The 25,712-nt window shown below is 66.8% G+C and carries 18 protein-coding genes; 10 read left to right on the top strand and 8 right to left on the bottom strand.

Translation table 11 applies throughout. From position 1 onward, the window contains the following. Positions 1 to 164 precede the first annotated feature (164 nt). From G6O68_RS05760 to G6O68_RS05770, 3 genes are all read left to right on the top strand, one after another. On the top strand, positions 165 to 872 hold the full coding sequence (locus G6O68_RS05760) for a S26 family signal peptidase (RefSeq protein ID WP_165245768.1): 708 nt from the start codon (positions 165 to 167) through the stop codon (positions 870 to 872). A gap of 246 nt (positions 873 to 1,118) precedes the next feature. Then, a complete protein-coding gene (locus G6O68_RS05765; protein WP_240911060.1) occupies positions 1,119 to 1,646 on the top strand; it encodes an HIT family protein in 528 nt (175 codons plus the stop codon). Positions 1,647 to 1,736: 90 nt separating this feature from the next. Next, positions 1,737 to 2,840, top strand: a complete 1,104-nt coding sequence (locus G6O68_RS05770; protein ID WP_165245770.1) for a PIN/TRAM domain-containing protein — start codon at positions 1,737 to 1,739, stop codon at positions 2,838 to 2,840. Between the two features lie 98 nt (positions 2,841 to 2,938). On the opposite strand, the gene G6O68_RS05775 is transcribed toward G6O68_RS05770, so the two are convergent. Both G6O68_RS05775 and G6O68_RS05780 read right to left on the bottom strand, forming a co-directional pair. Then, positions 2,939 to 4,189 (bottom strand): aminotransferase class I/II-fold pyridoxal phosphate-dependent enzyme, encoded by a 1,251-nt coding sequence (locus tag G6O68_RS05775; protein ID WP_165245772.1) that lies wholly within the window; start codon positions 4,187 to 4,189, stop codon positions 2,939 to 2,941. A gap of 479 nt (positions 4,190 to 4,668) precedes the next feature. Continuing rightward, positions 4,669 to 6,249: a trypsin-like peptidase domain-containing protein gene (locus G6O68_RS05780; RefSeq protein ID WP_165245774.1), complete on the bottom strand. Its 1,581-nt coding sequence runs from the start codon at positions 6,247 to 6,249 to the stop codon at positions 4,669 to 4,671. A gap of 696 nt (positions 6,250 to 6,945) precedes the next feature. Here G6O68_RS05780 and rlmN point away from each other — a divergent pair. From rlmN to G6O68_RS05795, 3 genes are all read left to right on the top strand, one after another. After that, complete coding sequence (gene rlmN, locus G6O68_RS05785) at positions 6,946 to 7,983, top strand: 23S rRNA (adenine(2503)-C(2))-methyltransferase RlmN (RefSeq protein WP_165245776.1); 1,038 nt, start codon at positions 6,946 to 6,948, stop codon at positions 7,981 to 7,983. 405 nt (positions 7,984 to 8,388) lie between these two features. Continuing rightward, entirely contained in the window at positions 8,389 to 9,117 is a 729-nt protein-coding gene (locus G6O68_RS05790; protein WP_165245778.1) for an SPFH domain-containing protein, read from the top strand. Next, positions 9,114 to 10,055 carry a reverse transcriptase domain-containing protein gene (locus G6O68_RS05795; protein ID WP_165245780.1) on the top strand — a complete coding sequence of 314 codons (942 nt, stop codon included), beginning with the start codon at positions 9,114 to 9,116 and terminating at the stop codon, positions 10,053 to 10,055. Before G6O68_RS05790 ends, G6O68_RS05795 begins: the two co-directional genes overlap by 4 nt. Positions 10,056 to 10,114: 59 nt before the next feature. Here G6O68_RS05795 and G6O68_RS05800 read toward each other — a convergent pair whose 3' ends face one another. Further along, positions 10,115 to 10,504, bottom strand: coding sequence for a hypothetical protein (locus G6O68_RS05800; protein ID WP_240911061.1), 390 nt, complete (start codon positions 10,502 to 10,504; stop codon positions 10,115 to 10,117). 324 nt (positions 10,505 to 10,828) lie between these two features. Here G6O68_RS05800 and G6O68_RS05805 point away from each other — a divergent pair, with 324 nt between their 5' ends. Next, positions 10,829 to 13,330, top strand: coding sequence for an MMPL family transporter (locus G6O68_RS05805; RefSeq protein WP_165245783.1), 2,502 nt, complete (start codon positions 10,829 to 10,831; stop codon positions 13,328 to 13,330). 43 nt (positions 13,331 to 13,373) lie between these two features. Here G6O68_RS05805 and G6O68_RS05810 read toward each other — a convergent pair whose 3' ends face one another. The 4 genes from G6O68_RS05810 to G6O68_RS05825 form a co-directional block, all read right to left on the bottom strand. Then, entirely contained in the window at positions 13,374 to 13,754 is a 381-nt protein-coding gene (locus G6O68_RS05810) for a hypothetical protein (RefSeq protein WP_165245785.1), read from the bottom strand. A gap of 194 nt (positions 13,755 to 13,948) precedes the next feature. Next, positions 13,949 to 16,465: an ATP-dependent Clp protease ATP-binding subunit gene (locus G6O68_RS05815; RefSeq protein ID WP_165245787.1), complete on the bottom strand. Its 2,517-nt coding sequence runs from the start codon at positions 16,463 to 16,465 to the stop codon at positions 13,949 to 13,951. A gap of 257 nt (positions 16,466 to 16,722) precedes the next feature. Further along, complete coding sequence (locus G6O68_RS05820; RefSeq protein WP_165245789.1) at positions 16,723 to 17,253, bottom strand: tetratricopeptide repeat protein; 531 nt, start codon at positions 17,251 to 17,253, stop codon at positions 16,723 to 16,725. 274 nt (positions 17,254 to 17,527) lie between these two features. Further along, the gene (locus G6O68_RS05825; RefSeq protein ID WP_165245791.1) at positions 17,528 to 18,832 is read right to left on the bottom strand and encodes an AsmA family protein; all 1,305 of its coding nucleotides are present in this window, start codon (positions 18,830 to 18,832) and stop codon (positions 17,528 to 17,530) included. 417 nt (positions 18,833 to 19,249) lie between these two features. Here G6O68_RS05825 and G6O68_RS05830 point away from each other — a divergent pair, with 417 nt between their 5' ends. The 3 genes from G6O68_RS05830 to G6O68_RS05840 all read left to right on the top strand — a co-directional run bounded on the left by G6O68_RS05830 (position 19,250) and on the right by G6O68_RS05840 (position 23,611). Continuing rightward, a complete protein-coding gene (locus tag G6O68_RS05830) occupies positions 19,250 to 21,547 on the top strand; it encodes a CehA/McbA family metallohydrolase (RefSeq protein ID WP_165245793.1) in 2,298 nt (765 codons plus the stop codon). 152 nt (positions 21,548 to 21,699) lie between these two features. Continuing rightward, on the top strand, positions 21,700 to 22,830 hold the full coding sequence (locus G6O68_RS05835; RefSeq protein ID WP_165245795.1) for a class I SAM-dependent methyltransferase: 1,131 nt from the start codon (positions 21,700 to 21,702) through the stop codon (positions 22,828 to 22,830). 13 nt (positions 22,831 to 22,843) lie between these two features. Further along, positions 22,844 to 23,611 (top strand): class I SAM-dependent methyltransferase, encoded by a 768-nt coding sequence (locus tag G6O68_RS05840; RefSeq protein ID WP_165245797.1) that lies wholly within the window; start codon positions 22,844 to 22,846, stop codon positions 23,609 to 23,611. 24 nt (positions 23,612 to 23,635) lie between these two features. Here G6O68_RS05840 and G6O68_RS05845 read toward each other — a convergent pair whose 3' ends face one another. Beyond that, positions 23,636 to 25,651, bottom strand: a complete 2,016-nt coding sequence (locus G6O68_RS05845) for a right-handed parallel beta-helix repeat-containing protein (protein WP_165245799.1) — start codon at positions 25,649 to 25,651, stop codon at positions 23,636 to 23,638. Between the last annotated feature and the right edge of the window lie 61 nt (positions 25,652 to 25,712).

The raw sequence follows: 25,712 nt of genomic DNA on the forward strand, positions 1-25,712 counted from the left end.
CGTCCATGACGCCTTCCGGGCCGGCGGACTTCCATCGAAGAGGCCGATAAGCCCCCCTTCGCCCCCCCGTGCGCAGTCCCCAGGCTATCTGTATGACGTCCATCCCAGCGGACCCGCCGACAACCCCACGACGAGTCGTCGCGGCGTCGCCGTTCTCCACGAACGTGCCGCAGCTGACCTTCCTCGTCCCGGGATATCCCCAGTGGACGTCCGGCCGTCGGGCTCGGGGTGCGGCGTTGGCGGGGATGTATGCGGTCTCGGCGGCGACTTCGCTGCTGCTCTGGGGGAGTCCGGCGACCTGGTTCTTCCTGGTCGCCTCGATCGCGTTCCAGGGCCTGAGTTGGGTGGACGCGGCCCGGCAGAATCCGTTCTCCGGGCTGACGCCGACTCCGGTACTCGCCGTGACGGGCGCCGGACTCGGGCTGGCCCTCCATGCGCCGGCGTTCGCCCTGCTTACGCTCCTGGCCTGGCCGAGTCACGGCCCCGATCCGGGGGACGGCTCCTACCTCGTCAATCGGCTCGCGTACAAGGATCGCCTCCCCTCGCCCGGCCAGTGGGTCTGGCTCGACGGCTCGGCGACGGGGCTGCAGAGCGCGGCCCGGGTCGTCGCGGTCGGCGGCCAGGAGGTGGAATGGACGGGAAAGCGATGGACCGTCAACGGTGAGGAGATCGACGTGAAGTCGGGGCAGGCGTTCGCCGGGTATCCGAGGCGCTGGAAGTTCCGAGTTCCAGGCAATCACGTCCTCCTCGACCCCGAGACCCGCCCGCGCCCGGGCGAGTCCCGGGCCCCCCTGATGGTCGTCGAGAGCGAGCACATCACCGGCCGGGTCTGGGCCCGCTGCTCCCCGTTCTGGGGACGCAGCTTGCTGTGAGCCGATGGGAAGTCGACCGATCCGGTGCGAGCCCTCGCCGACCGAACGCCCCGCCCATCCGATCCTTTCCCTTGTTTTGATCAGGTCTTGGAGAGACATCTCCGACCCCCGCCTGTTATGATCCATTAGGAGTCGGCGTGGGCCCGGCTTCTCGGGCGTGACGGACCGTCGTGCGAAACATCCGCTCGCTCTCGATGCCGGCCTCATCCGGGCACCGGGCTTTCCGGAGCCTCGAGGACCTCGACCGTGATCGATCGAATCTGGGCGCCCTGGCGTGCGCAGTATGTTTCCGGCACGGACCCGGAGTCCCGGCCGGCCTCCTCGTGCTTCCTCTGTCAGGGCCTGGCCGAGGATCGCGATGGCGAGAATCTCATCGCCTGGCGCGGCGAAGAGACGGTGGTGATCCTCAATCGATATCCGTACAACAACGGCCACCTGCTCGTCGCCCCGATCGTCCACAAGGGCAGCCTTCAGGACCTCGAGGGCCGATCGCTCGTCGAGCCCGTCCAGACGATTCGCTGGATGCTTCGGATCCTCGACCGGATGATGCGGCCTCAGGGATACAACGTGGGGCTCAACCAGGGCAAGGCCGCGGGCGCGGGATTGCCGGGGCACCTCCACTGGCACATCGTCCCGCGCTGGGACGGAGACGTGAATTTCATGCCGGTGCTCGGCGAGACGAAGGTCGTCACCGAAAGCCTCCGCTCGTTCCAGGAGCGCCTGCGACGCGAGATCGAGGCCGACCTCAAGGCCGGCGCGACTTTGACCGAATGATTTCATCTAGCTTTTTATTTCATTGCGCCCCATCTTGGATCAATGGCCGGACCATCCCGGCGGTTCGAGCGTAGCGAGGTCCACCATCCCATGTTGCTCGTCCTGATTCGACTGACGTTCATCCTCGTGGTCGCCGGGCTCGGCGTCCGCGTCGCTCGGGTCGTCGGCGAGAACGAGATCGGCAAGCCGTACGTTTTCTTCATCGGCCTGATGCTGGCCGCCATCGCGTTCGTGATGGGCGACCTGCTGACGCCGCGGAAGAAGATCCAGACGATCTCGGCGATCTATTTCGGGGTGATCGTCGGCATCTTCCTCAGCAACCTGATCACCGACGCCGTCGAGCCCGCGTTGCAGCTCTACATCAACCCCAAGATCCACTCGGCGATCGCCAGCGTGCTGATGATATTCGTCACGTACATCTGCATCTCGACCCTGTTGCAGACCAAGGACGATTTCCGGTTCGTGATCCCCTACGTCGAGTTTTCCAAGGAAGTCAAAGGGGCCAGGCCCCTGGTCCTCGACACCTCCGTCGTGATCGACGGGCGGATCGCCGACGTGGCCGAGACCAAGGTGATCGACCAGCCGATGGTGGTCCCGCGGTTCGTCCTCCAGGAACTCCAGGGCATCGCCGACAGCTCGGACAAGCTCCGGCGCAATCGCGGCCGTCGCGGGCTGGACATCCTGAATCGGCTCCAGAAGTCGCCGGGCGTCGAGGTACGGATCGACGACGCCGAGATCCCCGAGCTGGCCGGCGTCCGCGAGGTCGACCAGCGGCTGGTGATCCTGGCGAAGCATCTGGGGGGGAAGGTCGTGACGAACGACTACAACCTCAACAAGATCGCAAGGCTCCAGGGGGTCGACGTGATCAACCTGAACGACCTCGCCAACGCGATGAAGCCGATCGTCCTTCCCGGCGAAAACCTGAACGTCAAGCTGATCAAGCGGGGCGAGGAGGCCGGCCAGGGCGTCGGCTATCTCGACGACGGCACGATGGTCGTCGCCGAGCAGGGGGCTCACCACCTCGGCGAGATCGTGCGACTGATCGTAACCAGCGTGCTCCAGACGAGTGCCGGGCGGATGATCTTCGGCCGCATGGAGCTGCTCCCGCCTCCGAAGGGGAATGCGGTCGCAAGCGGGCCCTCGCATCACGAGAACCCGCCTCCGACCTCGCACGGGCGAAACCGCGACGCTTGATCCGATCGCGGTCGTTGAAACAAAAAGCCGCCGCGGGCCCGGGACCAAGTGGGTCCGGGCCCGCGGCGATTTCGTTTCGAATCCCGAACCTGCTCAAATCAGTTGACGGCCTGCTCCAGACGCAGGCAGCGGCCGATCTGGCGGATGGCCTGACGGAGGCGGTGGGCGTTCTCCACGAGTGCGAGCCGCAACGAGCCTTCGCCCGCCTCGCCGAAGCCTCGGCCCGGGCTGACCGCCACGTTCGCCTCTTCGAGCAGCTTCATGGCGAAGTCGATCGAGCCCATCTGGCTCCGCCAGGGCTCGGGCATGTTCGCCCAGACGAACATCCCGGCGCGCGGAGCCTCGACCTCCCAGCCCTGTCGCTTCAGGCCCCGGACCATGACGTTCCGACGCTCCTGATACTCGGCCACCTGGGCGAGCCGGCCTTCCTCGCCGTGCCGCAGGGCCACGATCGCGGCGACCTGGACCGCCTGGAAGAGGCCGTAATCGTAGTAACCCTTGATCGCCTTGAGCGCGCCCAGCATGTCGCGGTTGCCGGCCGCGAAGCCGACCCGCCATCCGGCCATGTTGTAGCCCTTGGACATGGTCGTGAATTCGCAGCCGACCTTGATCGCGTCCTTGACCGACAGGAAGCTCGGCGGCTGGTAGCCGTCGAAGCCGATGTCGCCGTAGGCGAAGTCGTGGATCACGAAGAATCGGTACTTCTTCGCGAGCCCGACGATCTCCTCGAAGAAGGCCGGCTCGACGACGGTGGATGTCGGGTTGTGCGGGTAGTTCAAAACGAGGATCTTGGGCCTGGGGTGCAGGCTCTCGCAGACCCGGGCGATGTTCGTGAGGAAGGACTGCGAGTCCCTTACGTCCAGCGAGATCACGTTGGCCGAGGCCAGCGCGATGGCGTGGATATGGATCGGAAAGCTCGGGGCCGGCACCAGGGCCGTGTCGCCCGGCCCGAGGAGGGCCAGGCACATGTGGCTGAACCCCTCCTTCGAACCGATCGTCGCCACGACCTCATGGTCCGGGTCGAGCTTCACTCCGAACCGTTTCTCGTACTTGGCGGCGACCTCGCGACGCAGGTTGTAGACGCCGTTGGACACGCTGTAGCGGTGGTTGCGCGAGTCCCGGGCCGCCTCGCACAGCTTGTCGATCACCCAATCGCCGGGCGGGTCGGTCGGGTTACCCATGCCGAGGTCGATCACGTCGATCCCGGCCGTGCGCTTCCGATACTTCAGCTCGTTGATCTTGCCGAACAGGTACGGCGGGAGGCTGCGCACCCGGGGCGCGACTTCGATGTCGTAGCGTTCGGTCGACTCGTGCTCTTCAGATCCGGGATTCGTTATCGGATCGATCATCGCGACCCTCGTCCTCGGCCCGCGGGAGGGAAATGGCGAGAGCCTGCCGTCCATCGGACCCCCCGGCAGGCTCTTCTTCGGTTTCTCGACGGAGGTCGGGCCGTCGCCTCGCGGACGCCTCGTCCCGACTTCCCTATTACAATACATCAGATCGGCCGAAGCGGGCAGTTCCTTTCTCGCGGACCAGTCCGACCGGCCGGATTTCGGGTTGCGTGCGGCATTGTGCACCCTCTCCCGACGAGCCGACCCAGTAGGTCCGGATTCCGCGTGGAAGGCCGCGGATTCTGTGATTCCGGCGGCGTGGCGGGTCGATAACTCGTTTACCACCAGGACGACCCACCGACATCGTCGCAAGCACCCACTGATCGACCCCGCGGCCCCCGGTCACTTGGATCTTCATAAATCGACGAAAGGGCGGGTCGGCTCACGCCGACCCGCCCTTTCTCGCTTTCAGCACCGCGTGCCGAGCGCAACTGGGGTCACTTGGATCCCTTGCTCAGCGAGACGAACCGGCTGGGGGCCGAGCTGGACTGCACGTAGAACGACAGGACGTCGCTCTTGGCGGCCAGCTCCTGGAACGACTTGACGTCGCCCACCGGCTGGATGCTCTTGTCGCTGACGATCTTCGTGATCAGGTCGCCCTGCTTGAGCCCTTCGGCCTCGGCGGGGCTGTTCTCCTTGACGTCGGAGACGAGAAGACCCTTGACGTCCTCGCCCAGGCCCAGGGTCTTGGCGAGCTCGGGCGTCAGCGGCTGGACTTCCAGGCCGAAGTCGCCCACCGGGGTCTTCTCCGGCTCCTTGGCCTGCTCACCGGCCTCGGACTTCTTCTCCATCTCGCGCTCGATGTCGAAGACGACGTTCTCAGCCGGCGCCGGGATGATCGTCGTCGTCTTGCGCTGGCCGTCGCGATAGTACTCGACCGGGTATTCCTGGCCGGCCGGGCTGGAGGCGACCTTGAGCCGGAAGGCGGGGATGCCGTCGACCTTCTCGCCGCCAAAGCCGACGATCACGTCGCCCTGCTTGAGTCCCGCCTTGTCGGCCGGGCTGCCCGCGACGATGTCGCCGACGAGGATGCCCTTGGAACCGTTCTCGATCCCGAGCTGCTTGGCCAGCACCGGGGTGAGCGGGTCGAGCTTGATGCCGATCCGCGAGCGGCTGACCTTGCCCGACTTGATGAGCTGATCGGCCACGTTCTCGGCCATGTCGATGGGGATCGCGAAGCCGATGCCGTCGTTGCCGCGACCGCCGGTGACGATCGCCGAGTTCACGCCGACCACCTCGCCGGCCATGTTGACGAGCGGCCCGCCGGAGTTGCCCGGGTTGATGGCCGCATCGGTTTGGAGGAACGACTCGTAGTCGTTGATCCGGACGTTGTTCCGCTCGGTGGCGGAGATGATGCCGGTGGTGACGCTTTGGCTCAGCTCAAAGGGGGAGCCGACGGCCATGACGAGGTCGCCGACCTTCAACTTCTGGCTGTCACCGCGCGGCAGGGCCGGATAATTGGTGGTGTCGACCTTGATGACCGCCACGTCCGATTTCTCATCGGCCCCCACGACCGTCGCGGGGAGTTCGATGCCGTCGTGGAAGCCGACGGTGATCTTCTCGGCCCCTTCGATGACGTGGTTGTTGGTCAAGATGTGGCCCTGGTCGTCATAGACGAAGCCGGAGCCGACGCCGCTGCCAGGGCCGCCGAACTGATTCTTCTCGGGCATGCCTTCAGGGCCGAAGAACTTCTTGAGCATCTCCTCAAGGTCCTTCATGTCACGCGGCGACTGGGGACCGCGACCGTTACCGCCGGGACCGCCCGGGTTGCCCGGCAACGGGAACTGGAAGTTCCTCAGGTTGGGGCCCGAAGCCTTCTTCTTGACGCTGATCAGGACCGCCGAGGGCTTCACGAACTCGGCGACCGACTCGTAGGCCTGCGAGAGCGCCTCGGCGACCTTCTGCCCCTCGGGGGAAACCTTGGGCGCGGCCGGCATCGGCCGTAGGACGCCCGTCGAGCTGACCAGGGCGGCCGAGGAGACCACCAGGGCCGCCCAGGCGACGGGATTTCGACTCATATTCTGCCTTCTCCTCTTGAAAATCCTGAATAGCGACGGGCTCCGAGAATGACCGGCCCGCCCGAAACGCATGATCCGGCAAGTCCCGAGGGGGTTCGCCTCGGGCTTTCCGGCCTGATCGTGTGCAATTCCCCATTCCTACGAAGGGTCTTGCCCAAAGGTTTGTTCATCAAATCCGAGAATCCTCGGCGTGATGAAGAGTATGGAATCTCCGGAATTCGGATCGAACTCTCGGTGCCGCAGGCGAGTGACTGTCCCAACCGCCTCGACCCGCGAGCGGCGGGCACCATTCCCATTTGGGTTCGTTCGTCCCCACCGAGAACGAAGCCAAATCTCCACAACTCATTTTACCGATTCGCCTTGCGACACCGGAAGACACGTAGAAATTGGCTTCGTTCGGCGTGCTTTCCCGTTCGACGGAAGGCTTGATCGAACCGCACGACCTTTCATTAGGGCCAAGGCTCTCGTCGTGGTCTTCGGATCCTGCCCGCGAACATTCAACGGGTGGGGTCGCGAAGTCCTCTCCTGAAGGCGAGACCCCTCGAAGCCGGGTACGCACGGAAAGTCCCACCCTTACTGTACGATGGATAATGGCAATGCACGCGCCGGTCGGGTTCGATCCTGGAGCCTGACTTCGTTAGACTGGTCGGGCGGGCATGATTGCGGCGCGTCCGAGAAGTGGTGGAGTGGACGAAGATGGACCCCAGGAACGTCAGGCCGAGCGAACTGGAGGTCTGGGCCGCCGAGCGGGATTGCGACGCGACCGTCGTTCGCAAACTGCTCTCCGCCATCTTTCGACGCGGCGTCCTCGAACCGGGACGGTGGATGGCGGAGTCGCAGATCCCGAAGCGGCTCGCCCTGTCCGTCGCGCCGTCCCCCCTGCCCCGCCTGACGCTCGACGGGTCGGTCGTCTCGCCGAAGGACGGATTCCAGAAGCTCCGATTCCGGACCGGCGAGGGGCTGGCGTTGGAAACGGTCCTGATCCCCCTCCATAAAGAAGGCGCGGTCAGCGTCTGCCTCTCGTCTCAGATCGGTTGCGCGATGGGCTGCACGTTCTGCGCGACCGCCCGGATGGCGATCCGGCGCAATCTCCAGGCCTGGGAGATCATCGACCAGTTCCTCCAGGCTCGCGAGCTGGTGCAGGCTCAGGGGCGACGGGTGACGGGCGCCGTGTTCATGGGGATGGGCGAGCCTTTCCTCAATTACGACCATGTCCTGACGGCGGCCGACCTCCTGCGAAGCTCGTCGGCGGGGTCGGTGGCCGCGAAGGCCATCACGATCAGCACCGTGGGGCTCGTCCCGGAGATCGACCGCTATACTCGGGAAGGGCATCGCTACCGACTGGCCGTCAGCCTGGGCGCGGCGACCGACGCGAAGCGCAAAGAACTGGTCCCGGTGGCCTCGCGCTGGCCGGTCGCCGAGGTCGTGGCGGCGGCGCGTCGGCATGCGCTCGCCAGGCGAGCCCGCGTGACGCTGGCTTACGTCTGCATCGGCGGCGTGAACGTTGGCGAGGAGGACGCCCGGGCCCTGGGCGAGTTGATCGGCGACACGCCGGTCCGGGTCGACCTCATCGAGGTCACGGACACGACCGGCCGCTACCTTCCGCCCACGGCGGAGGAACTCCAGGCGTTTCGCGACGCCCTGACGCGTCACGTCGGACAGCCGATCGTCCGCCGCTACTCCGGCGGCAAGGACATCCAGGCCGCCTGCGGCACCCTCGCGGGCGTCGGTTGAAACGGATCGCCGATGCCCGTCGATCGACACTGGCGGGGCCGCGGGCGGGCCTATAGAATCGAGCCGCCTCAAGCCCTAGCGGCGCTCCCCGGTTGGATCGAGCGTACCGCGGTCGAGGGCATTGCTAGGCCTGCGACGCGATGCGTCGCAGGCCTAACGTCGGAGGGAAGACAGGGAGGCCCGAGCCTCAGGGCGAGGGTCCTCTCGCCGGCCGCGGGAGACCGCGGCTCGCGATCGCCCTGCGTCGGACCGGATACCTGTCGGGCTGCCGAGGGCCTTAGGCTCGCCGGCGCCCGGCATCAAGGATCGGCCCGCGATCGCCGGCTTGCCCGGCCGCCCCCTCCGACTCGCCGTCATCCCAGCGTCGGTCCCACGAGGGACATTCGTCGTCGAGAGGAGCCGGTCGTGTTGCGCCGCACCGTGATCGTCCGCGAATATGAGCGGGGCCTGCTCTACGAGCACGGCCGGTTCCTTGAGACGCTCCCGCCGGGCCGCTATCGGTCGTGGTTCTGGCAGGACCGAAACATCGAACGCATCGACGTCCGCGAAGTCAGCGAGACCGTCGAGGCGCAGGAGATCCTCACCAGCGAGAAGATCGGAGTCCGCGTCACCCTGATCGCGCAATATCGGGTCGCGGATCCGGTCGCCGCGAAACACCGGGTCGAGGATTATCACTCTCAGCTCTATCAGGACCTCCAGCTCACGCTCCGCGAAGCCATCACCGGGCGGACCCTGGAAGAGCTGTTGAAGGAGCGCGAGCTGCTGGGGAAGAACCTGTTCGAAAGCGTCGCGCCCCGGGCGACGTCCTACGGCCTGGAGCTGACCCGGGTGGGCGTCAAGGACATGGTGCTGCCTGGCTCGGTCCGCTCGGTCTTCCTGCAAGAGGTCGAGGCCGACCTGAAAGGACGGGCCGGCCTGGCCACCGCTCGCCACGAGGTCGCCGCGGCGCGGGCCCGGGCGAACACGGCTCGACTCTTCCAGGAGAATCCCCTGCTCCTGCGGCTACAGGAGTTGGAGATGCTGTCCCGGCTCGCCTCAAAGTCCGGGAACGTCGTCATCATCCCCGGCCTGGACTCATTCCTGGCGAAGCCGCCGATGGTTTCCCCACCCTCCGAGCCGGACCGCCCGGCATGAGCCCCTGGCGTCCGCTCGGCCGCCTGATCCCGACGGCCTTGCGGTCGATCCTGCCCAGGTTCGAGCACGATTCCGGCGCGATGGGACGACTTTCCACGATCCTCGGGTTGTCCGAGGACGAACTCCGCGCGTTCCGCCTGGGCCCTCGCTACCACTATCGCCCGTTCACGATCCCCAAGCCCGACGGCCGCAACCGACGGCTCCTCGCCCCATCCGCCGCCCTGAAACGACTCCAGCGAAGTTTGCTCGACGAGTACCTTGGCCGGCTTCCGGTCCATCCCTGCGCGACGGCTTTTCATCCCGGGGCGTCGACGGTGCGGCATGCGCTCCCCCACGCCCGCGGGACGCGGATCGCCACGGTCGACCTCCGCGACTTCTTCGAGTCGACGACCGCGGCGCGAGTCCGTCGGTTTTTCGTCTCGAAAGGTTGGCGAGGCGAATCGTTGGGCGTGCTGATGCGCCTCTGCACCTACCGCGGCTGCCTGCCGCAGGGCGCGCCCACGAGCCCTTGCCTGAGCAATCTCGTGAACGAGCGGCTCGACGATCGGCTTCGGGTCCTCGCCCGCCGATCGGGAGGGCGCTACACGCGTTACGGCGACGACCTGGCGTTTTCCTGGGTCGAACGGCCCATGCCGGCGGGGTTTCAGCGATCCATCGAAGCGGCCCTGGAACGATCGGGCTATTCCATCCAGCCGCGCAAGGGCTGGCTCGTCAGGGAGGCCCGCGGACGGCCGCAGGTCACGGGGGTGGTCCTCGCCGGGGACGGGCGATTGCACGTCCCCTGGCGATACCGACTTCGGACGGCCTGGCTGCGCTGGCGAGGCTTCTGGAGCCGAGACCCCCACGTGCGGGCGCAGTGGAGGGGCCGCCAAGCGTATCGGCGGATGGTCGAGCGGGGGAAGGCCGGGCCACGTCGCCGACCTGGGAGAAGCAGCTGAGCACGCCGCGGCCCGTGGGAAGCCACCGCGGCGGGGTCGATTGAAAGCCGGAGGCAGGATCAGGACTTGCGCGAGCGGGCGCGGCGGGCGGTGTCGTGACGCAGGGCCGCGACGAGTTCCAGGGTGGCCTTCGCGAAGGGGCGAAGCGCGGGCTGGCGGCCCACCCATTCCTCGGCGTTCGGGAGTGCTGCGAAGACGTGGCGGCCGTGACGCACCGTCCATTCGACGGCGCCCTGGTCGACCAGATACAGGAGCACGGCAAGCCTGCGGTGGAGCGAGACTCGCGACCAGTACTCGGAACGGCAGAGATCGTTTTCCAGGTGAAGGCCGACGAAGCGGCGCGTCTCTTCGTACAGCGCGTTCAGATGCTCATCATTACGATGCGTGTTGTAGTGGGCCAGGCGGCCCGTCCAGTGGCTTGAGAGCTCGCGAAGCGATGAAAGCGACAAGGCAGGTTTCCTCAAGGGCCCATTCTCGGGCCGGATGTTCGGCCCGATCCGTCTCTTCTAGAGCATAATACTCCTCATGGCAAGTTTCAGGCCAAGCTAGCCGACGGGTTCCGGGTGCGGCGGCCTCGACCGATCTCCGAAAGATGCCAGACCCCGCCCGCCGGGGGGTTTCGCTTTGACAGCGGCACGGGTATCGACTATGCTCGTCCCGATCAACCAAAAAGCTTGCCGTGGGACGACTTGGGACCGGTCGACGGCTGGTCCTCACGACGACTTCAAGGTGGAAGTCGCTCGATCGCACCTCCTCGGGAAACCAGTCCGACCATGTTTCCTTTTCTCGCCGGTCTGGTGCAGCGTCGGTCCTGGGTGATCCTCCTGCTCTGGATCTCGGCGACGGCCCTGCTGTTTCTTTACGCACCGCGATGGGAAGAAGTGACCAAGGACGACGACGTCCGCTTCTTCCCCAGCGATTACCCGAGCGTCGTCGGCCAGAATCTCCTGGAGCGTGGCTTCCCGCGCGACGCCTCCAGCTCTCAGGTCGTCTTCATCTTCGACCGGAAGTCCGGGCCGCTGACGCCGGAGGATCTGGCGTTCGTCGAGAAGCACGCGGCCGAGTTCTACAAGTGGAGCGAGGCCGACCCCACGCTCGGCGTCAAGAAGCTCGACACCCACCGATCCCCGGTCATCGGCCCCCGCCTGATCGGCAAGGACCCGGACGGCCCCGGCCAGGCCGTGCTCTCGATCGTCTCGCTGAACGGGACCTACCTGTCGCGGAAGACCCGGATCGCCGTCGACAAGATCCTGGAATACCTCGCGGCCCAGCCCCCGCTCCCGGAGGGGCTCACCCGATCGGTGTCGGGCTCGGCGGTCGTCGGCCACGACATGAACACGGCGGCGAACGAGAGCATCGAGAACACCACGACGGCGACGATCGTCCTGGTGGTCGCCATCCTCCTGATCGTCTACCGATCCCCCCTGCTAGCCATGGTCCCCCTGGTGACGATCGCGTTCTCGGTCCTCGTCTCCATGAAGGCGATCGCGGCGCTCACGGTGATCCCCTGGATGTCGTTCCAGGTGATCAACATCACGCGAGTCTTCGTGGTGGTGGTGCTCTTCGGGGCCGGGACCGACTACTGCCTGTTCCTGATCGCCCGATACCGCGAGGAACTGGCGCGCGGCAGGTCGCGGCACGACGCCTTGCGCGAGGCGATCGAGCAGGTCGGCGGAGCCCTGGTGGCCAGCGCGGGGACGGTCATCGTCGGCCTGGGGATGCTCTACTTCTCCAGCTTCGCGAAGATCCGTTACACCGGGCCCGCCATCGCGCTGAGCCTGACCATCGCCCTGCTGGCCGCGCTGACGCTCGCCCCGATGCTGCTCTCGTGGCTGGGCGGGATCATCTTCTGGCCGTTCCGACCGCCGCACCACGAACGGGGGGCCGACCGCGAGGCCGAGAGCCTGGACGAGATGCCGATGTCCGGCTTCTGGGTGGCCGTGTCGAGCCTGGTGGTCCGACATCCTATCTGGATCCTGCTCATCAGCCTGTCCGCGCTGGTGCCGCTGGCGGTGATCGGGGCGGGGACGACCTCGAATTACAGTCAGCTCGCGGACCTGTCGCCGGATCGGCCGAGCGTGATCGGGGCCTCGGTGATCCGCCGCTACTATGCGGTGGGCGAGTTGAGCCCGACGATCGCGGTGGTGGAGAACCCCAGGCTCGACTTCCGCTCGCCCGAGGGCCGGGCCCGCGTGGCCGAGGTCACGCAACGTCTGCTGGCCGTCCCCGGCGTGGCCGAGGTCCGCTCGCTCTCGCAGCCGCTCGGGAAGCCGCCCATCCCCGAAAGCGACATGACGTTCCTCCAGAAGATGGCCGACCGGGCCCTCCGCGCGGCGGCCGACGGTCGCTACGTCAGCATCAATCCCGCCGAAGAAAAGCTGCCGGGCCAGCCGGATTCCGCCCCCACGAAGTCGCGGAACCACATCACCCGGTTCGACATCGTCTTCAAGACCGACCCGTTCTCCAAAGCCAGCCTGGACTCGCTCTCACTGGTCGAGGAGACGCTCCAGGCCGCGAGCCGACCCGAGGGCCCGCTCAACGGCTGCGTCGGCATCGGCCTGGCCGGATCGACGTCGGCCGTGAACGACCTGATGCGGGTCACGACGGGCGACGAGCACCGGATGTACTTCCTCGTGACCTTCGGGGTCTATGTCATCCTGGTCGCCCTGATCCGCCGGCCGGGGACGTGCCTCTACCTGATCCTGACGGTGGTGCTGGGCTACCTTGCCTCGCTGGGGATCACGGAGTTGGTCTTCAAGAACCTTCACCACGGGACCGAGCCCTGGGGCGGGCTGGACTGGACCGTCGGCTTCTTCCTGTTCGTGATCCTGGTGGCCGTGGGGGAGGACTACAACATCCTGCTCATGGCCCGGGTGATCGAGGAGGAGGCGAAGTACGGCGTCGTCGAGGGGACCCGGCGCGCGGTGGCCCACACCGGCGGAATCATCAGCTCGTGCGGGCTCATCATGGCCGGCACCTTCGGGTCGATGCTCACCGGCAGCCTGACGTCGCTGCGCGAGTTGGGCTTCTCCCTGGGCCTCGGGATCCTGCTCGACACTTTCCTCGTCCGGCCGATCCTCGTGCCGGCCTTCGTGGTCGTCGTCGACAGGCTCTGGAACGACGTTCCGGCCCCTGCAAAGCCGGCGGCCCCAGCCTCGGGACCGCAGATGCCCGCGTCCGTCTCTCCCAACGGCGAGACCCCGGCGGCCGACAAGGACAAGTCGCTCGTCCCCGACGCCGTCGACTCCTGCCTGGGCGAATTCTACGAGGAATGAGACGAGGCCGATGTCGGCCGACGCTCCCCATAACCCATCATCCTCAAGAGTCGGCTCGTGTCCGGGCCGAGGACGGGGCGTTGGGTTCCGGATCGTTGAAGTCGATGGATTTGATCGACTTGGGCCGGATCAGGCTCCGTCGACCGTCGGAAAGTTGGATCAAGATCATCGCCCGCAGTTCCAACGGAATGTCGCTGAACTTGGATAGCTCATCGGGGAGGTTCCCCAGATAGCGAGCGTCTTTCAGGATGCCACCGTCGACGAGGTGGATCGTGATCGACGCTTCGGGCCTCAGCAGGTCTCGCGAGCCGAAGACCCCCCGGGCGAGCGAGCCGCCTCTCCTGCTCAGCCAGCTCAAGAGGCCGAAGAACAAGGTCAGAACGACCACGACCACGATGATCGCGGCGGCGACGCTGAGCATCACGGTCAGGGCTTCGATGACGCACCACCCTTAGCGAGGATGTGAATGATTCGCCGAGGCAGGCCGCTCGAGGCGGCTCGGCGCTCGAAATAGGACGGACCCGCCCCGGGGCCTCGCCGGCTTCGAACGCGAAGAGGGGGGCCGGGGCCCCCCTCTCGTCGACTGCGATGCTGCCGTAGGACGGCTAGCTGGTCGGGTCAGGCGTCGCCGCCGCCGACGGCCGCCAGCTCCTGGCCCTGAGCCTCGTCCTTGTTGACGGCGTCGAACTTGAGCTTCTTGGGCTCGTTCTCGCCGTCACCCGTGACGTCGACCGTGATGAGATTCTTGCCGGAGAAGGTCCCGCGAAGGATCTCTTCCGACATGGGATTCTCGATCATGTTCTCGATCGCGCGACGGAGCGGTCGGGCGCCGTAGTCGGGGTTGTAGCCCTTGGCGATGATGAGGTCCTTGGCGGCGTCCGTGAGCGCCAGCTCCAGGCCGCGGTCGGCCATTCGGCCCCGGATCTTGGCCAGCTCGATGTCGACGATCCGCTTGAGATCGGCGTGGGTCAGCGTGTGGAACACGATGACGTCGTCGAGCCGGTTGAGGAACTCGGGCCGGAAGTATTTCTCGATGGCGACCTTGAGCCGCTCCTTCATCTCCTCATAACTGCCCGCCTCGTCGCGGCCGCGGTCGAACCCGAAGATGTTCGTGCTCGACGTCACCTCCGCGCCGGCGTTGGTCGTCATGATGATGATGGTGTTCTTGAAGTCGACGTTGCGGCCGAAGCTGTCGGTGAGCCGGCCTTCCTCCATGATCTGGAGGAGCATGTTGTAGACGTCGGGGTGGGCCTTCTCGATCTCGTCGAGGAGGACCACGGCGTAGGGGCGGCGGCGGATCTTCTCGGTGAGCTGGCCGCCCTCCTCGTAGCCGACGTAGCCCGGAGGGGCGCCGATCAGCCGCGAGACGTTGTGCTTCTCCATGTACTCCGACATGTCGATCTGGATCAACGCGTCGGCGTCGCCGAACATGAACTCGGCGAGGGCCTTGGCCAGGTGGGTCTTCCCGACGCCCGTGGGGCCGGCGAAGATGAAGCTGCCGATCGGCCGCTTGGGATCCTTGAGCCCCGCCCGGCTGCGCCGCACGGCCTCGCTGATCCGCTTGATGGCCTCGGTCTGGGAGATGACCTTCTTCTGGATCTCCTCTTCCATCCGGAGCAGGCGGGCGGTCTCCTCGGTCTCCAGGCGGGTGAGGGGGATGCCGGTCATCTTGCTGACGACCTCGGCGATGACCTCCTCGTCAACCGTGCCGTCGATCTCCTTGGAGCGGTCGCGCCACTCGCGGGTGATCGTCTCCTTCTTCTTCTTGAGCTTGTCGGCCTGGTCGCGCAGGGCGGCGGCCCGCTCGAAGTCCTGGTTGGCGACGGCCTCTTCCTTGTCCTGGTTGAGCCGCTCGATCTGCTCGTCCAGCTCCTTGAGGTCGGGCGGCCGGGTCATGGCTTTGAGGCGGACGCGGGCGCCCGACTCGTCGACCACGTCGATCGCCTTATCCGGCAGGCAGCGGCCGGTGATGTAGCGGTCGGACAGCTCGACGGCCGCCTCCAACGCGTCGTCGGTGATCTGGACGCGGTGGTGGGCCTCGTAGCGGTCGCGGAGGCCGCGGAGGATCTCCAGGGCCTCGCTCTTGCTGGGGGGCTCGACCATGATCATCTGGAACCGACGCTCCAGCGCCCCGTCCTTCTCGATGTACTTGCGGTACTCGTCGAGGGTGGTGGCGCCGATGCACTGCACCTCGCCGCGGGCGAGGGCCGGCTTGAGGACGTTGGAGGCGTCGATCGCCCCCTCGGCCCCGCCGGCACCGACCAGCGTGTGCAGCTCGTCGATGAACAGGATCGTGTTCTTGGCCCGGCGGACCTCGTTCATGACCGCCTTGATCCGCTCCTCGAACTGGCCGCGGTACTTCGTGCCGGCGACCATCATCGCGAGGTCGAGCACGACGATGCGGCGGTCGCGGAGCAGCTCGGGGACGCCGCCGTCGACGATGAGCTGCGCCAGCCCCTCGACGATCGCCGTCTTGCCCACGCCCGCCTCGCCGAGGAGAACGGGGTTGTTCTTGGTGCGCCGCGACAGCACCTGGATCACGCGCTCGATTTCATTCTGGCGGCCGATGACCGGGTCGAGCTTGGTTTGCCGAGCCAGTTCGGTCAGGTCGCGTCCGAACGAGTCCAAGGCGGGCGTCTTGGACTTATTGCCTTTTGACGTGGCGCCGCGTTCACCACCCTCGCCGCCAGCGTCCATCCCGTGACCGAGCAAGTTCAGCACCTCCTCGCGGACTTCTTCCAACTTCAGGTTCAGGTTCATCAGGACCTGAGCGGCCACCCCTTCCTGCTCGCGCAACAGGCCGAGCAGGAGGTGTTCGGTGCCGACGTAATTGTGGTTCAGGTTGCGGGCTTCCTCGATCGCGTATTCGATGACCTTCTTGGCCCGGGGCGTCTGGGGGAGCTTCCCCATCGTGACCATCTCGGGGCCGGCCTGGACGATCTTCTCGACCTCGTTGCGGATCTTGCGGAGGTCCACGTCCAAATTCCGCAAGACGTTGGCGGCGACCCCGCTCCCCTCCTTGATCAGTCCCAGCAAGACGTGTTCGGTGCCGACGTACTCGTGGTTGAAGCGCTGGGCCTCTTGGTTGGCCAGCTGCATCACCTTGCGGGCACGATCGGTGAAGCGTTCAAACATGCGGTCTACTCCGATCCCACGTTCTAAGCGGCGACGGGCCGACGTCCCCATCGAGGCGACGAGCCGTTCCTTGATGCTTTCATTGTACACCCGGGGACGGTCGTCCGTTCAATACGGCCTACGCCGCCGGTCGGGTTTTCCGCCGCCGCCGGCACCGCCCCTCGTCCCGACCGCCGCGTCGCCAATCCCCGCCGGCCCGCCCCGTCGGCCGTCCGCGCTTCCCGGTCGAAGACGATCCGGACCTCGCTCGGCGTTGCTCAGGAATCCGGCCGATCGAGCGATCGGAGGGCCCGCTCGACCTCCCATCGCCACTTCGCGCCGCCGTCCTGTTCGAGGCATTGCCGGAACGCGCGCCGCGCCAGTTCCGGCTGATGGGTCCGTACGTGGATCGCGCCGAGTTGCAGCAGCGCGTCGGCGTCGGTGTCGTCCAGGGCCAGGATCCGCTCCACGCGGCGTCGCGACTCGTTCCAACGCCCTTGCAGGTAGGCCTCGACGGCCTCATAGTACAGCCGTTCGATCTCGGCGCGATGCCGTTCGGGATGGCAGAGCCAGACCCACCAGACCGTGTAGCAGAACGAGGCCGACCAGGTCAGGACGGCGGCCGCGGCGAAGAAGTCGGCCCAGCCTGGGGCGAACGCCTCCACCCAGACCCACCGGGCGGCGATCGCCAGGTTCACGGTCGACGCGAACAGCCCGGCCAGCAGCAGCCCGAAGACCTCCTGCCCGGTCCAGATCTGCGGCAGTCCCGGCCAGAAACACAACAGCCCGATCCAAGCTCGCCTCGGCACCGTGGGCTCCTCCCTGGATTCTCGCGCCTCACAAACGAGGCTCGAACGTCCTGATTCTAGGTTCCGTCGTGCCGTGAATCAAGATTCCGACACATGCATGCAATCGCAAGCCCTTGGCTTCTCCCGGCGTGGGAGATCGTCGTGGCGGGGCCCGGACCTGCGGCTCGTGCGTGTCGTTCAGATCGGACTGGACGACCTCGCGCTATCAGGCGAAACGACCGGACACGCGGAGGCGAGCCGTCAACGGCGTCGCAGGTCGCACAGTCGGGGGCCTTCAGCGCAGGAGCTTGTCGCGAATTTTTCGGCCGAGGAGCTCGCGGTCGAGGAGCTTGAGCCGCTGCTTGTCGGGGGTGGAGTTGAGTCCGTCGAGGGGGGCCTGCGTGGACGCGTCGCGGCCGAGGACGCTCACGTTCAGGTCGTCCACGGTGCCGCTGAGCCGGAGGCTGCTGAGGGCGTCGACGTCCAGGTCCAGTTCGGCGAGGAGTTGTCGAGCCCGGGCCGGGACACGTTCCGAGATCCCTTCGAGGCTCATCCGATAGTCGAGGCGGCCGTCGAAGTCCGTCCAGCCCGTGATGACCAGCGGGGCCTTGGCGATGTTCAGGGCAAGCTTGCTCGTGTTCACCCGCCCCTCTTTCACCGTGAAGTCGGTGCGGAGCGAGCCCATGCGGCTCTTGGTGGGGAGGGTGACGGTCTTCTCGACCTCGGCGAGCAGCTCGGTGCCGTCGAGCTCGATCGGGTCGATCAGGATGCGGCCCTGGCCGACGAGCGTCTGCTTGAGGAGCTCGCGGGTCTCGCCGTCGCCCCGGAGGTAGAGATCCATCGTCAGGTCGCCCTGAACGCGGGGGGTGGCGCCGGCGAGGACCGGGACCAAGTAGCGGAGGAACGACATCCCGTCGTCGAGGACGACGCGGTCCGCCCACAACTGACCCTCGAAGCTGGGACGGCCCGGGATGCGATTGAGCGACCCCGAGAACTGGAACTCGCCGTGATTGACCTCGCCGCTCAGGCTGCCGGCGATCGTCTTGCCTTCCTCCCAGGTCCCCTCCCCGCCGACGTCCTTCAGCACGACGTCGGTCTGGGTGGGCTCGTCGATCAGGTGGACCTCGCCGCGCTGGACGCGGATCTGGAGATTCGTGGGGCCGCAGGAGGGCTCGTTCCCCGAGGGAGGCGCGGCGGGCTCCTGAGAGTGGACGAGGTCGGCCAGTTCGAACGTCCCATCGGCACGCCGCTGAACGCGCAGCCGGACCCCATCGACGTCCAGTGAAGTCGCGTCGAGCCGGCCGCAGACGAGCTGAAGGATGCTGACGTCGATGTGGACCTTGTCGGCGTCGAGCCAGGGGTCTCCCGCCGATCCGGGCGCGCCGATCTTGAGGTTCTCCAGGTCGAGCCCGCCGCCGAAGCAGAGTCGCAGCTTCTGCAAATCGACCGTCCGACCGCTGGAGCGTTCCAGTGCGGCGATGACATGCTTCCTCGCCCAGTTCGTCGGAGCGACCAGGACGAGCAGGGACCAGATCAGGACGGGCGCGACGGCGATCCCAAGGGGGACCAGCAGGAGCCGGCGGAACCAACGGCATCTCATCGGAATCCCTCCCGAGCACCCGAGGGGCCCGGCCCTTCCCCGGCCCTCCCGGCCGGTGCGACGAACGCGTCGAGAAACGACGAGCGTCGTCCCCGATAGGCCGCGAACCATAAGCGAATCATCTGGAGGGTGCAAGAAGACTTTGACCGGGCGGGCCCCTCGATCAACCTCGGGCCCCAGGCTGATCGTCCGGGCGGCCCCGCGCCCGTAGCGAGCGGGCCGTCCTGAGGGTCGAGGCGTTGGATCGAGCCCTGACGAATCCGACGCCGCCTCAGGATCGAAGTCCGACCCGATCCGGTCCCGGCCCGTCGCCCGATGCGTTGAGCCTGACGGTTGCTTCGCCCCCTGGGATGCGACACAATCGTCGCCTGCGGACGCTCTTCAGGATCTCCATCGTCCCCATCGAGACCGCCGACCATGACATCGCGCGCGCGCCTGGCCTCGCTGCTGTTCGTCGGACTGGCACTCTCCGCGTCGATCGGCGTCGGTCCGGCGGTCGCGGACGCGCTTCCCATCGTGGCGGACGTGGAATTTCAGCCATTAGCCGCCCAGGCCCGCCGGGTCGTCCAGGCCCTGGATATGCTGGGCCAGCCGTTGAGCCCCGAGGAGAAGGCCGGGATCGACGCCGCCGTCGGGGCGGGCGAGGACGGGCCAGGGGTCAAGGCCATCCAGGAGGTGCTGGACGCCCACTGCCTCGTCGGCGTCGGCATCAATCCCGAGAGCCGGGTGAAGTCGATGCAAGGACCCGCCGCGCCCAGGCTGGTCCAGGGCGGCTGGACCGTCTTCCTGGTCAAGGTCCACAACGAGCCCGGGGTCACCGCCGAGCTGCTCGTGGAGAGCCCCAACGCCGGGCCGATGTACAAGCAGTCGACCAGCAGCGCCGAGCCGAAGGCGACGATCCGCAAGGCCGACCTCGTGGAGCGCTGGTGCGACGCCGTCCTCTACCGCGATCGCCCCATGACGCGGACGCTTTCCGGGCTGTCGGTGGAGTACCGGATCCTCCAGGTCGCCAGCCGGGACGCCGGCCGTCGCGAGGCGAAGTTCTCCTTCAGCGTCGGGCAAGGTAGCCAGGACCTGGGGTTCCGCAGCGACGTCGACATCCTCTTCACCTGCGAGCCCGCCGTCGCGGTGACCCTTGACGTCCGCGACGAGGACGGCCGGCCGACGACGGCCTCTTTCATCTTCCGCGACCGCCTGGGCCGGGTCTATCCGTCCCCCAGCCGGCGGCTCGCCCCCGATTTCTTCTTCCATCCCCAGATCTACCGGGCCGACGGCGAGACCGTACTCCTGCCCGCCGGCGAATTCCAGGTCGAGTACACCCGAGGGCCGGAGTATCAGGTCCTCACGAAGTCGATCACGGTCCCGAAGGCGAGCGAGCATCGAGAGGGCTTCAAGCTCGAACGCTGGATCCACCTTGCGAAGCGGAACTGGTTCTCCGGCGACCACCACGTCCACGCGGCGGGCTGCGCCCATTATGAGAGCCCGACCGAAGGGGTGACGCCCGACGATATGTGGCGGCACATCCTCGGCGAGGATCTCGACGTCGGCTGCGTCCTGAGCTGGGGACCGTGCTGGTACGCCCAGAAGGCGTTCTTCGACGGCCAGGTGCACAAGCTCTCCACGCCGGAGAACCTGATGCGCTATGACGTGGAGGTCTCCGGCTTTCCTTCGTCCCACGCCGGCCACCTCTGCCTGCTGCGGCTCAAGGAGGACGACTTCCCCGGCACGACCCGGATCGAGGAATGGCCGAGCTGGGACCTGCCCGTGCTCAAATGGGGCAAGGAGCAAGGCGGAGTCGTCGGCTTCTCCCACACCGGATGGGGCCTGAAGACGAAGTCGGACGCGATCCCGAACGACGAGATCCCGCCGTTCGACGGCATCGGCGGCAACGAGTACATCGTGGACGTGGTGCACGACGCGGTCGACTTCCTGTCCGCCGTCGACACCCCGATCCCCTGGGAATTGAACATCTGGTATCACACGCTGAATTGCGGTTACCGCACCCGGATCAGCGGCGAGACCGATTTCCCGTGCATTTACGGCGAGCGGGTGGGCCTCGGCCGCGTCTACGTCCAGTTGGAGGACGGCAAGCTCGACTTCGACCGCTGGTGCCAGGGCTTGAAGGACGGCCGATCGTACGTCTCGGACGGCAAGAGCCACCTCATCGACCTGACCGTCGACGATCGCGAGCTCGGCGACGCCGGCAGCGAGTTGAAGCTGGCGGGCCCCGGCAAGGTCAAGCTTCGCGTGAAAGCGGCGGCGATGCTGGCGCCCTCGCCCACGATCGACACCGAGTCGATCCGGAGCAGGCCGCTGGACGTGCAGCCGTACTGGCACGTCGAGCGGGCGCGGGTGGGGGCCACCCGCAAGGTCCCCGTCGAGGTCGTCGTCAACGGCCTGGCCGTGGAACGTCGCGAGATCGAGGCCGACGGCTCGGTGCAGGACCTGGAATTCGAGGTCCCCGTCGCCAAGTCGAGCTGGGTGGCCGTCCGCATCTTCCCGACGTCGCACACCAACCCCGTGTTCGTGGTGGTCGGCGACAAGCCGATCCGGGCGTCCAGGAAGTCGGCCGAGTGGTGCCTCAAGTCGGTCGATCAGTGCTGGTCGCAGAAGGAACCGGCCATCCGCACCTCCGAGAAAGAGGCCGCCCGCCAGGCGTACGACGCCGCCCGCGTCGCTTATCGCAAGATCCTGGAGGAATCCGAAGGCGACTGACGGCCCGCGAGCCTCGGTCCGCATTGACGGGCGTCGAGGGTTGATTAAGATCGGCGGCGCGCGAGGGATCGCGCGCCTCGCCCCGCCGCGGTCGTGCGATGCGGCGTCAGGATCGGCCGGGGCGACGCCCGAACATGGAGGCATCCAGGAAGATGATCGAAACGACTGGCAGTCTCGACGCGGTCAAGGTGGAAGGCGACACGTTGACCCTGGAGGGGTGGTCGGCCACCCGGGGCGCTGGTCGAATCGACGATTTCCGGGTCAGCCTACGCGGCCGCGACCTCCCCCTGGTCTCGGGCGATCGCGATCGTCCCAGCCCCGACGTGAAGGCCGCCCACCCCAGCCTCGACCACGCCGACGCCTGCCGTTTCCGCCTGAAATACCGCCTCGACCCCGCCCAGGTCGCCGAGGCCGAGACGGGGGTCATCGCGGTGACCCCGCTCGTCCAGGGCCGTCGGGGCAAGGTGCACATCCACCTGGCGAAGACCTCGCTGCCCGAGCCGAGCGTCGAAGACATCAACATGATCGGCGTAGGGTTCCTGGACGTGTCCAAGGAGTTCCTGACGCACTTCATCCAGCTCGCCGACCTCAAGTCGGACGCCGACGTGCTCGACGTCGGCTGCGGCGTGGGCCGGATGGCCTACATGCTCGCCCACTACCTGAAGCCCGAGGCGCGGTACGAGGGGTTCGACATCATCGACCAGCTCGTGAACTGGGCCTCGGCCAAGATCACGCCGAGCTACCCCAACTTCCACTTCCAGAAGGCCGACGTCTACAACAAGCATTACAACCCCCAAGGCGCGTTCAAGGCCGAGGAATTCCGCTTCCCCTACGAGGACGAGAGCTTCGACTTCATCTTCCTCACGTCGGTCTTCACCCACATGTTCGGCAAGGACGTTCGGCATTATCTGGACGAGTTCCGTCGCGTCTTGCGACCAGGGGGACGCTGCCTGACGACCTGCTTCCTGCTGAACGACGAGTCGCGACCGCTCATTCGCGCGAAGAGGAGCACGTTCGAGCTCGTCCATCCGGTCGGGGACGGATACACGAGCAATCCTGCGGACCCGGAAGACGCCATCGGCTTCGACGAGGGCGACCTGCTGGGCTGGCTGGCCGAGCGAGGCTTCGAGGTCGAGGGCAAGCACTACGGTGCCTGGTGCGGCCGGCCGAACTTCCTGAGCTTCCAGGATGTCCTGGTCTACCGTAAGGGCGACCTGCCCGCCCAGCGTCCCACCCCCCCCAGCAAGTTCCGCAAGGCCCTCCGGGACCTTTTCGGGAGTTGAGGCCGAGTCCGCCATGAACGACGCCCACGACGAGAACCTCTCCGAAGCCTTCGATCACCAGGCCGCTCGATTCGAAAAGGCCCCCGTCCAGACCGACCCGACGGCCCTTGAGAGTCTCGTCCGCGCGGCCGATTTCCACCCCGCCGCCCGCCTCCTGGATGCGGGCTGCGGCCCGGGGCTGGTGAGCGAGGCCTTCTTGAAGGCGGGGTTCCAGGTCGTCGGCGTCGACCTCTCGCCCGTCATGGTGGACCGAGCGCGATTGCGTTGCGGATTCGCGCGCGAGTCCGCTCGGTTCCTCCAGGGCTCCGTCCATGGCCCAGCGCTCGACGAGTTGGCCCCGTTCGACGGGGCCTACTCGCGATACGTCCTGCACCACGTCGTCGACCCGCGCGACTTCCTCGCGCGGCAGGTCGAGCTGATCCGACCGGGCGGGATCGTGGTCCTGTGCGACCATCTCACCGATCCCGACCCGGCCCTCGCGCGGCTGCATCAGAAGCTGGAGGTCGCGCGAGACCGCACCCACACCCGCAACTTGACCGGCGGCGAGATCGTCGACCTGTTCGCCGCCGCGGGCCTTCGCGACGTCCGGTACGTCGAGGAGGAATTCACGCTCGACTTCGACGAGTGGTTCGATCGCGGAACGCCCGGCGAGGCCAAGGACGACGTCCGCGAGGCCATGCTCCGCGGCCTCGATGCGCGAGGCTTCCGGACGGTCCCCGAGGCCGGCAGTTCGATCCGCCTCGACTGCGTCCGGGCGATCGTCCGCGGCGTGAAGCGCTGAGCCTCGGGCGTCGGGTCCGGACGATCAGCAGGGGTGGGTGGCGAGCGCGGGGTCCAGGGCGACGCCGTTGCGCCGATAGATGTTCCCCAGGATCACGAAGTTCGGACACCCCAGGTTCTGGAGCGGCGTGCCTCCGGTGTGGCTCGGGTCGATGGACAGGTAGTTCGGGAAGTCGTCGAAGACGTTCTGCTCGGCGCCCGACCCGCCGATCTGAGCGTTCACGAGACGCCCGACGCCCGCGACGCCGAAACGCTCCTGGCCTAGGTTCGCAGGAACCCTGAAGCGGTTCCCGAGGATCTGGACGTTCGCCGCGTTGGTCTCGGCGAAGAAGTTGAGGCCGATCAGGTTCGAGTCGAACACGTTCCCGACGACCCGGATCAGGTTGGGCGCGCTGCCGATGAAGAGGCCGTTGGCCGTGTTCCCCCGGAAGTTGTTTCCAGTCACCGAGGCGTAGCCCACGAAGTTGACGTAGAACTCCACGCCGTTGAAGCCGGAGACCGCGCCGAAGGTCCTGCCGTTGTTCGCGAACGTATTCCCACTCAGTATCGCAGTGGTCGCGCCGAAGAAGAGTGCTCCGTTGCCCTGGATGCTGTTCGCCGAATACGAGCCGCTCATCTCGACCCGAGCCGAGTCGTGGGCGATCAGGCCCGAGTTGAGGTTGCCGATGAAGGTGGTCCCGACGATCCGCGCCGTCGTGTTCGAGACGAGGACCATCCCGCCGCTGTCGGCCCGGGGATTGGCGCCCAACCCGTTGCCGTTGACCGTGCAGCCGATCAGCACGGCGTTCGTCCCGCTCTGGAGATAGATCCCCTGCCCGACCTGGACGCCGTCGAACCGGCTGTACCGAGCGTCGAGCGTCGTGGCGCGGCCGGGAGTATCGGTGGCGAGGACGCCGATCCAGCGCGTCAGGTTGGTTCGGACCAGGCCGGTGTCGGCCGACGAGCCGATCAGCACGAGCCCGCGACCGTCGGTCCCCGCCGCGGCGAACCACAAATTGTCGAACGAGATGTTGTCCGAGCTGTGGACGAGGACCGCGTCGCCTCGGGTCGGGTAGATGACCGACGACTGCAGCCCGGTGCCGACGATCTTCAAGTTCGCTTTGCGAATGATCTGGACGTTCTCGACATAGGCTCCCGACATGAGTCGGATGCTCGTCCCGGGGGCCGCCGCCGCGACCGCCGCGTTGATGGTCCGATAGGGCGCGGCGTACGTCCCGGCTCCCGACACGTCGGCCCCCGTGGACGGGTTGACGAACAGCGAGTTGGCCGTTGAGAAATAGCCGCTGATCGGCCGATCGCCGGCGACGCCGAAGTTGTACCGGCCGACCGTCCGGCCGTCGCGGTTCGGGTTGATGTACCACATCAAGGAGCCGTTCGCCTGCGGTGCGGCCACGGCCAGGGCGGGATCGTGCGTCCCGTAAAGGTCGAAGATCAAGGGGGTCGCCCCCGGGGCGAAGCCGCCGAACGAATAGACTTGGTCGGGGATGCGATCGGAGTTGGTGTCCACGAGCCACTGGCCGTTGTTGTAGATGACCGGGTCGGCCTTGCCGTCGTGATTGAAGTCCGCGAGCAGCGGCACGTCGCCGTTCGATCCTCCGTAGCCGAAGGAGACCGAAGCGCGACCGCTCAGGTCAGTGCAGAACTGCCAGACGCCATTGGAGGGGTTGTAGACCCCCAGGTCCGTGGTGCCGTTGCCGTCGATGTCGCCGGTGACGGGGAGCCAGCCGGGGCCGCCGAACGGGACGGCGATCGTCGTCGAGCCGTCGTTCCTGAGGTCCAGGTGCCACGTCCCGGTCGAAGGACGGTAGACGCCGATGTTCGTCAAAGTCGTGCCCGCGAAATCGCCGAAGACCGGGACGTCGGAGGCCAGGCCGTAGCTTCGGATCGTGTCGACTCGGCCGGTGATGGTGTTGTCGATGTGGTATGTCTGGTAGCCATTGAACGCCCGCGAAACCCCGAGGCCGGGAGTCAGGCCGGAAGGGCAAAGCCTGGCTTCGACCGCCTCCAGGTGCGGCACCACGGCCCGCCGCCGCCCGATCATCCCCGCCGAGGATCGCTGACGATCGAGCCGCCTCTTCATGAACGAAGTATTAAACAAGGTG

Source organism: Paludisphaera soli (assembly GCF_011064595.1).
GTDB classification, from domain to species: Bacteria; Planctomycetota; Planctomycetia; order Isosphaerales; family Isosphaeraceae; genus Paludisphaera; species Paludisphaera soli.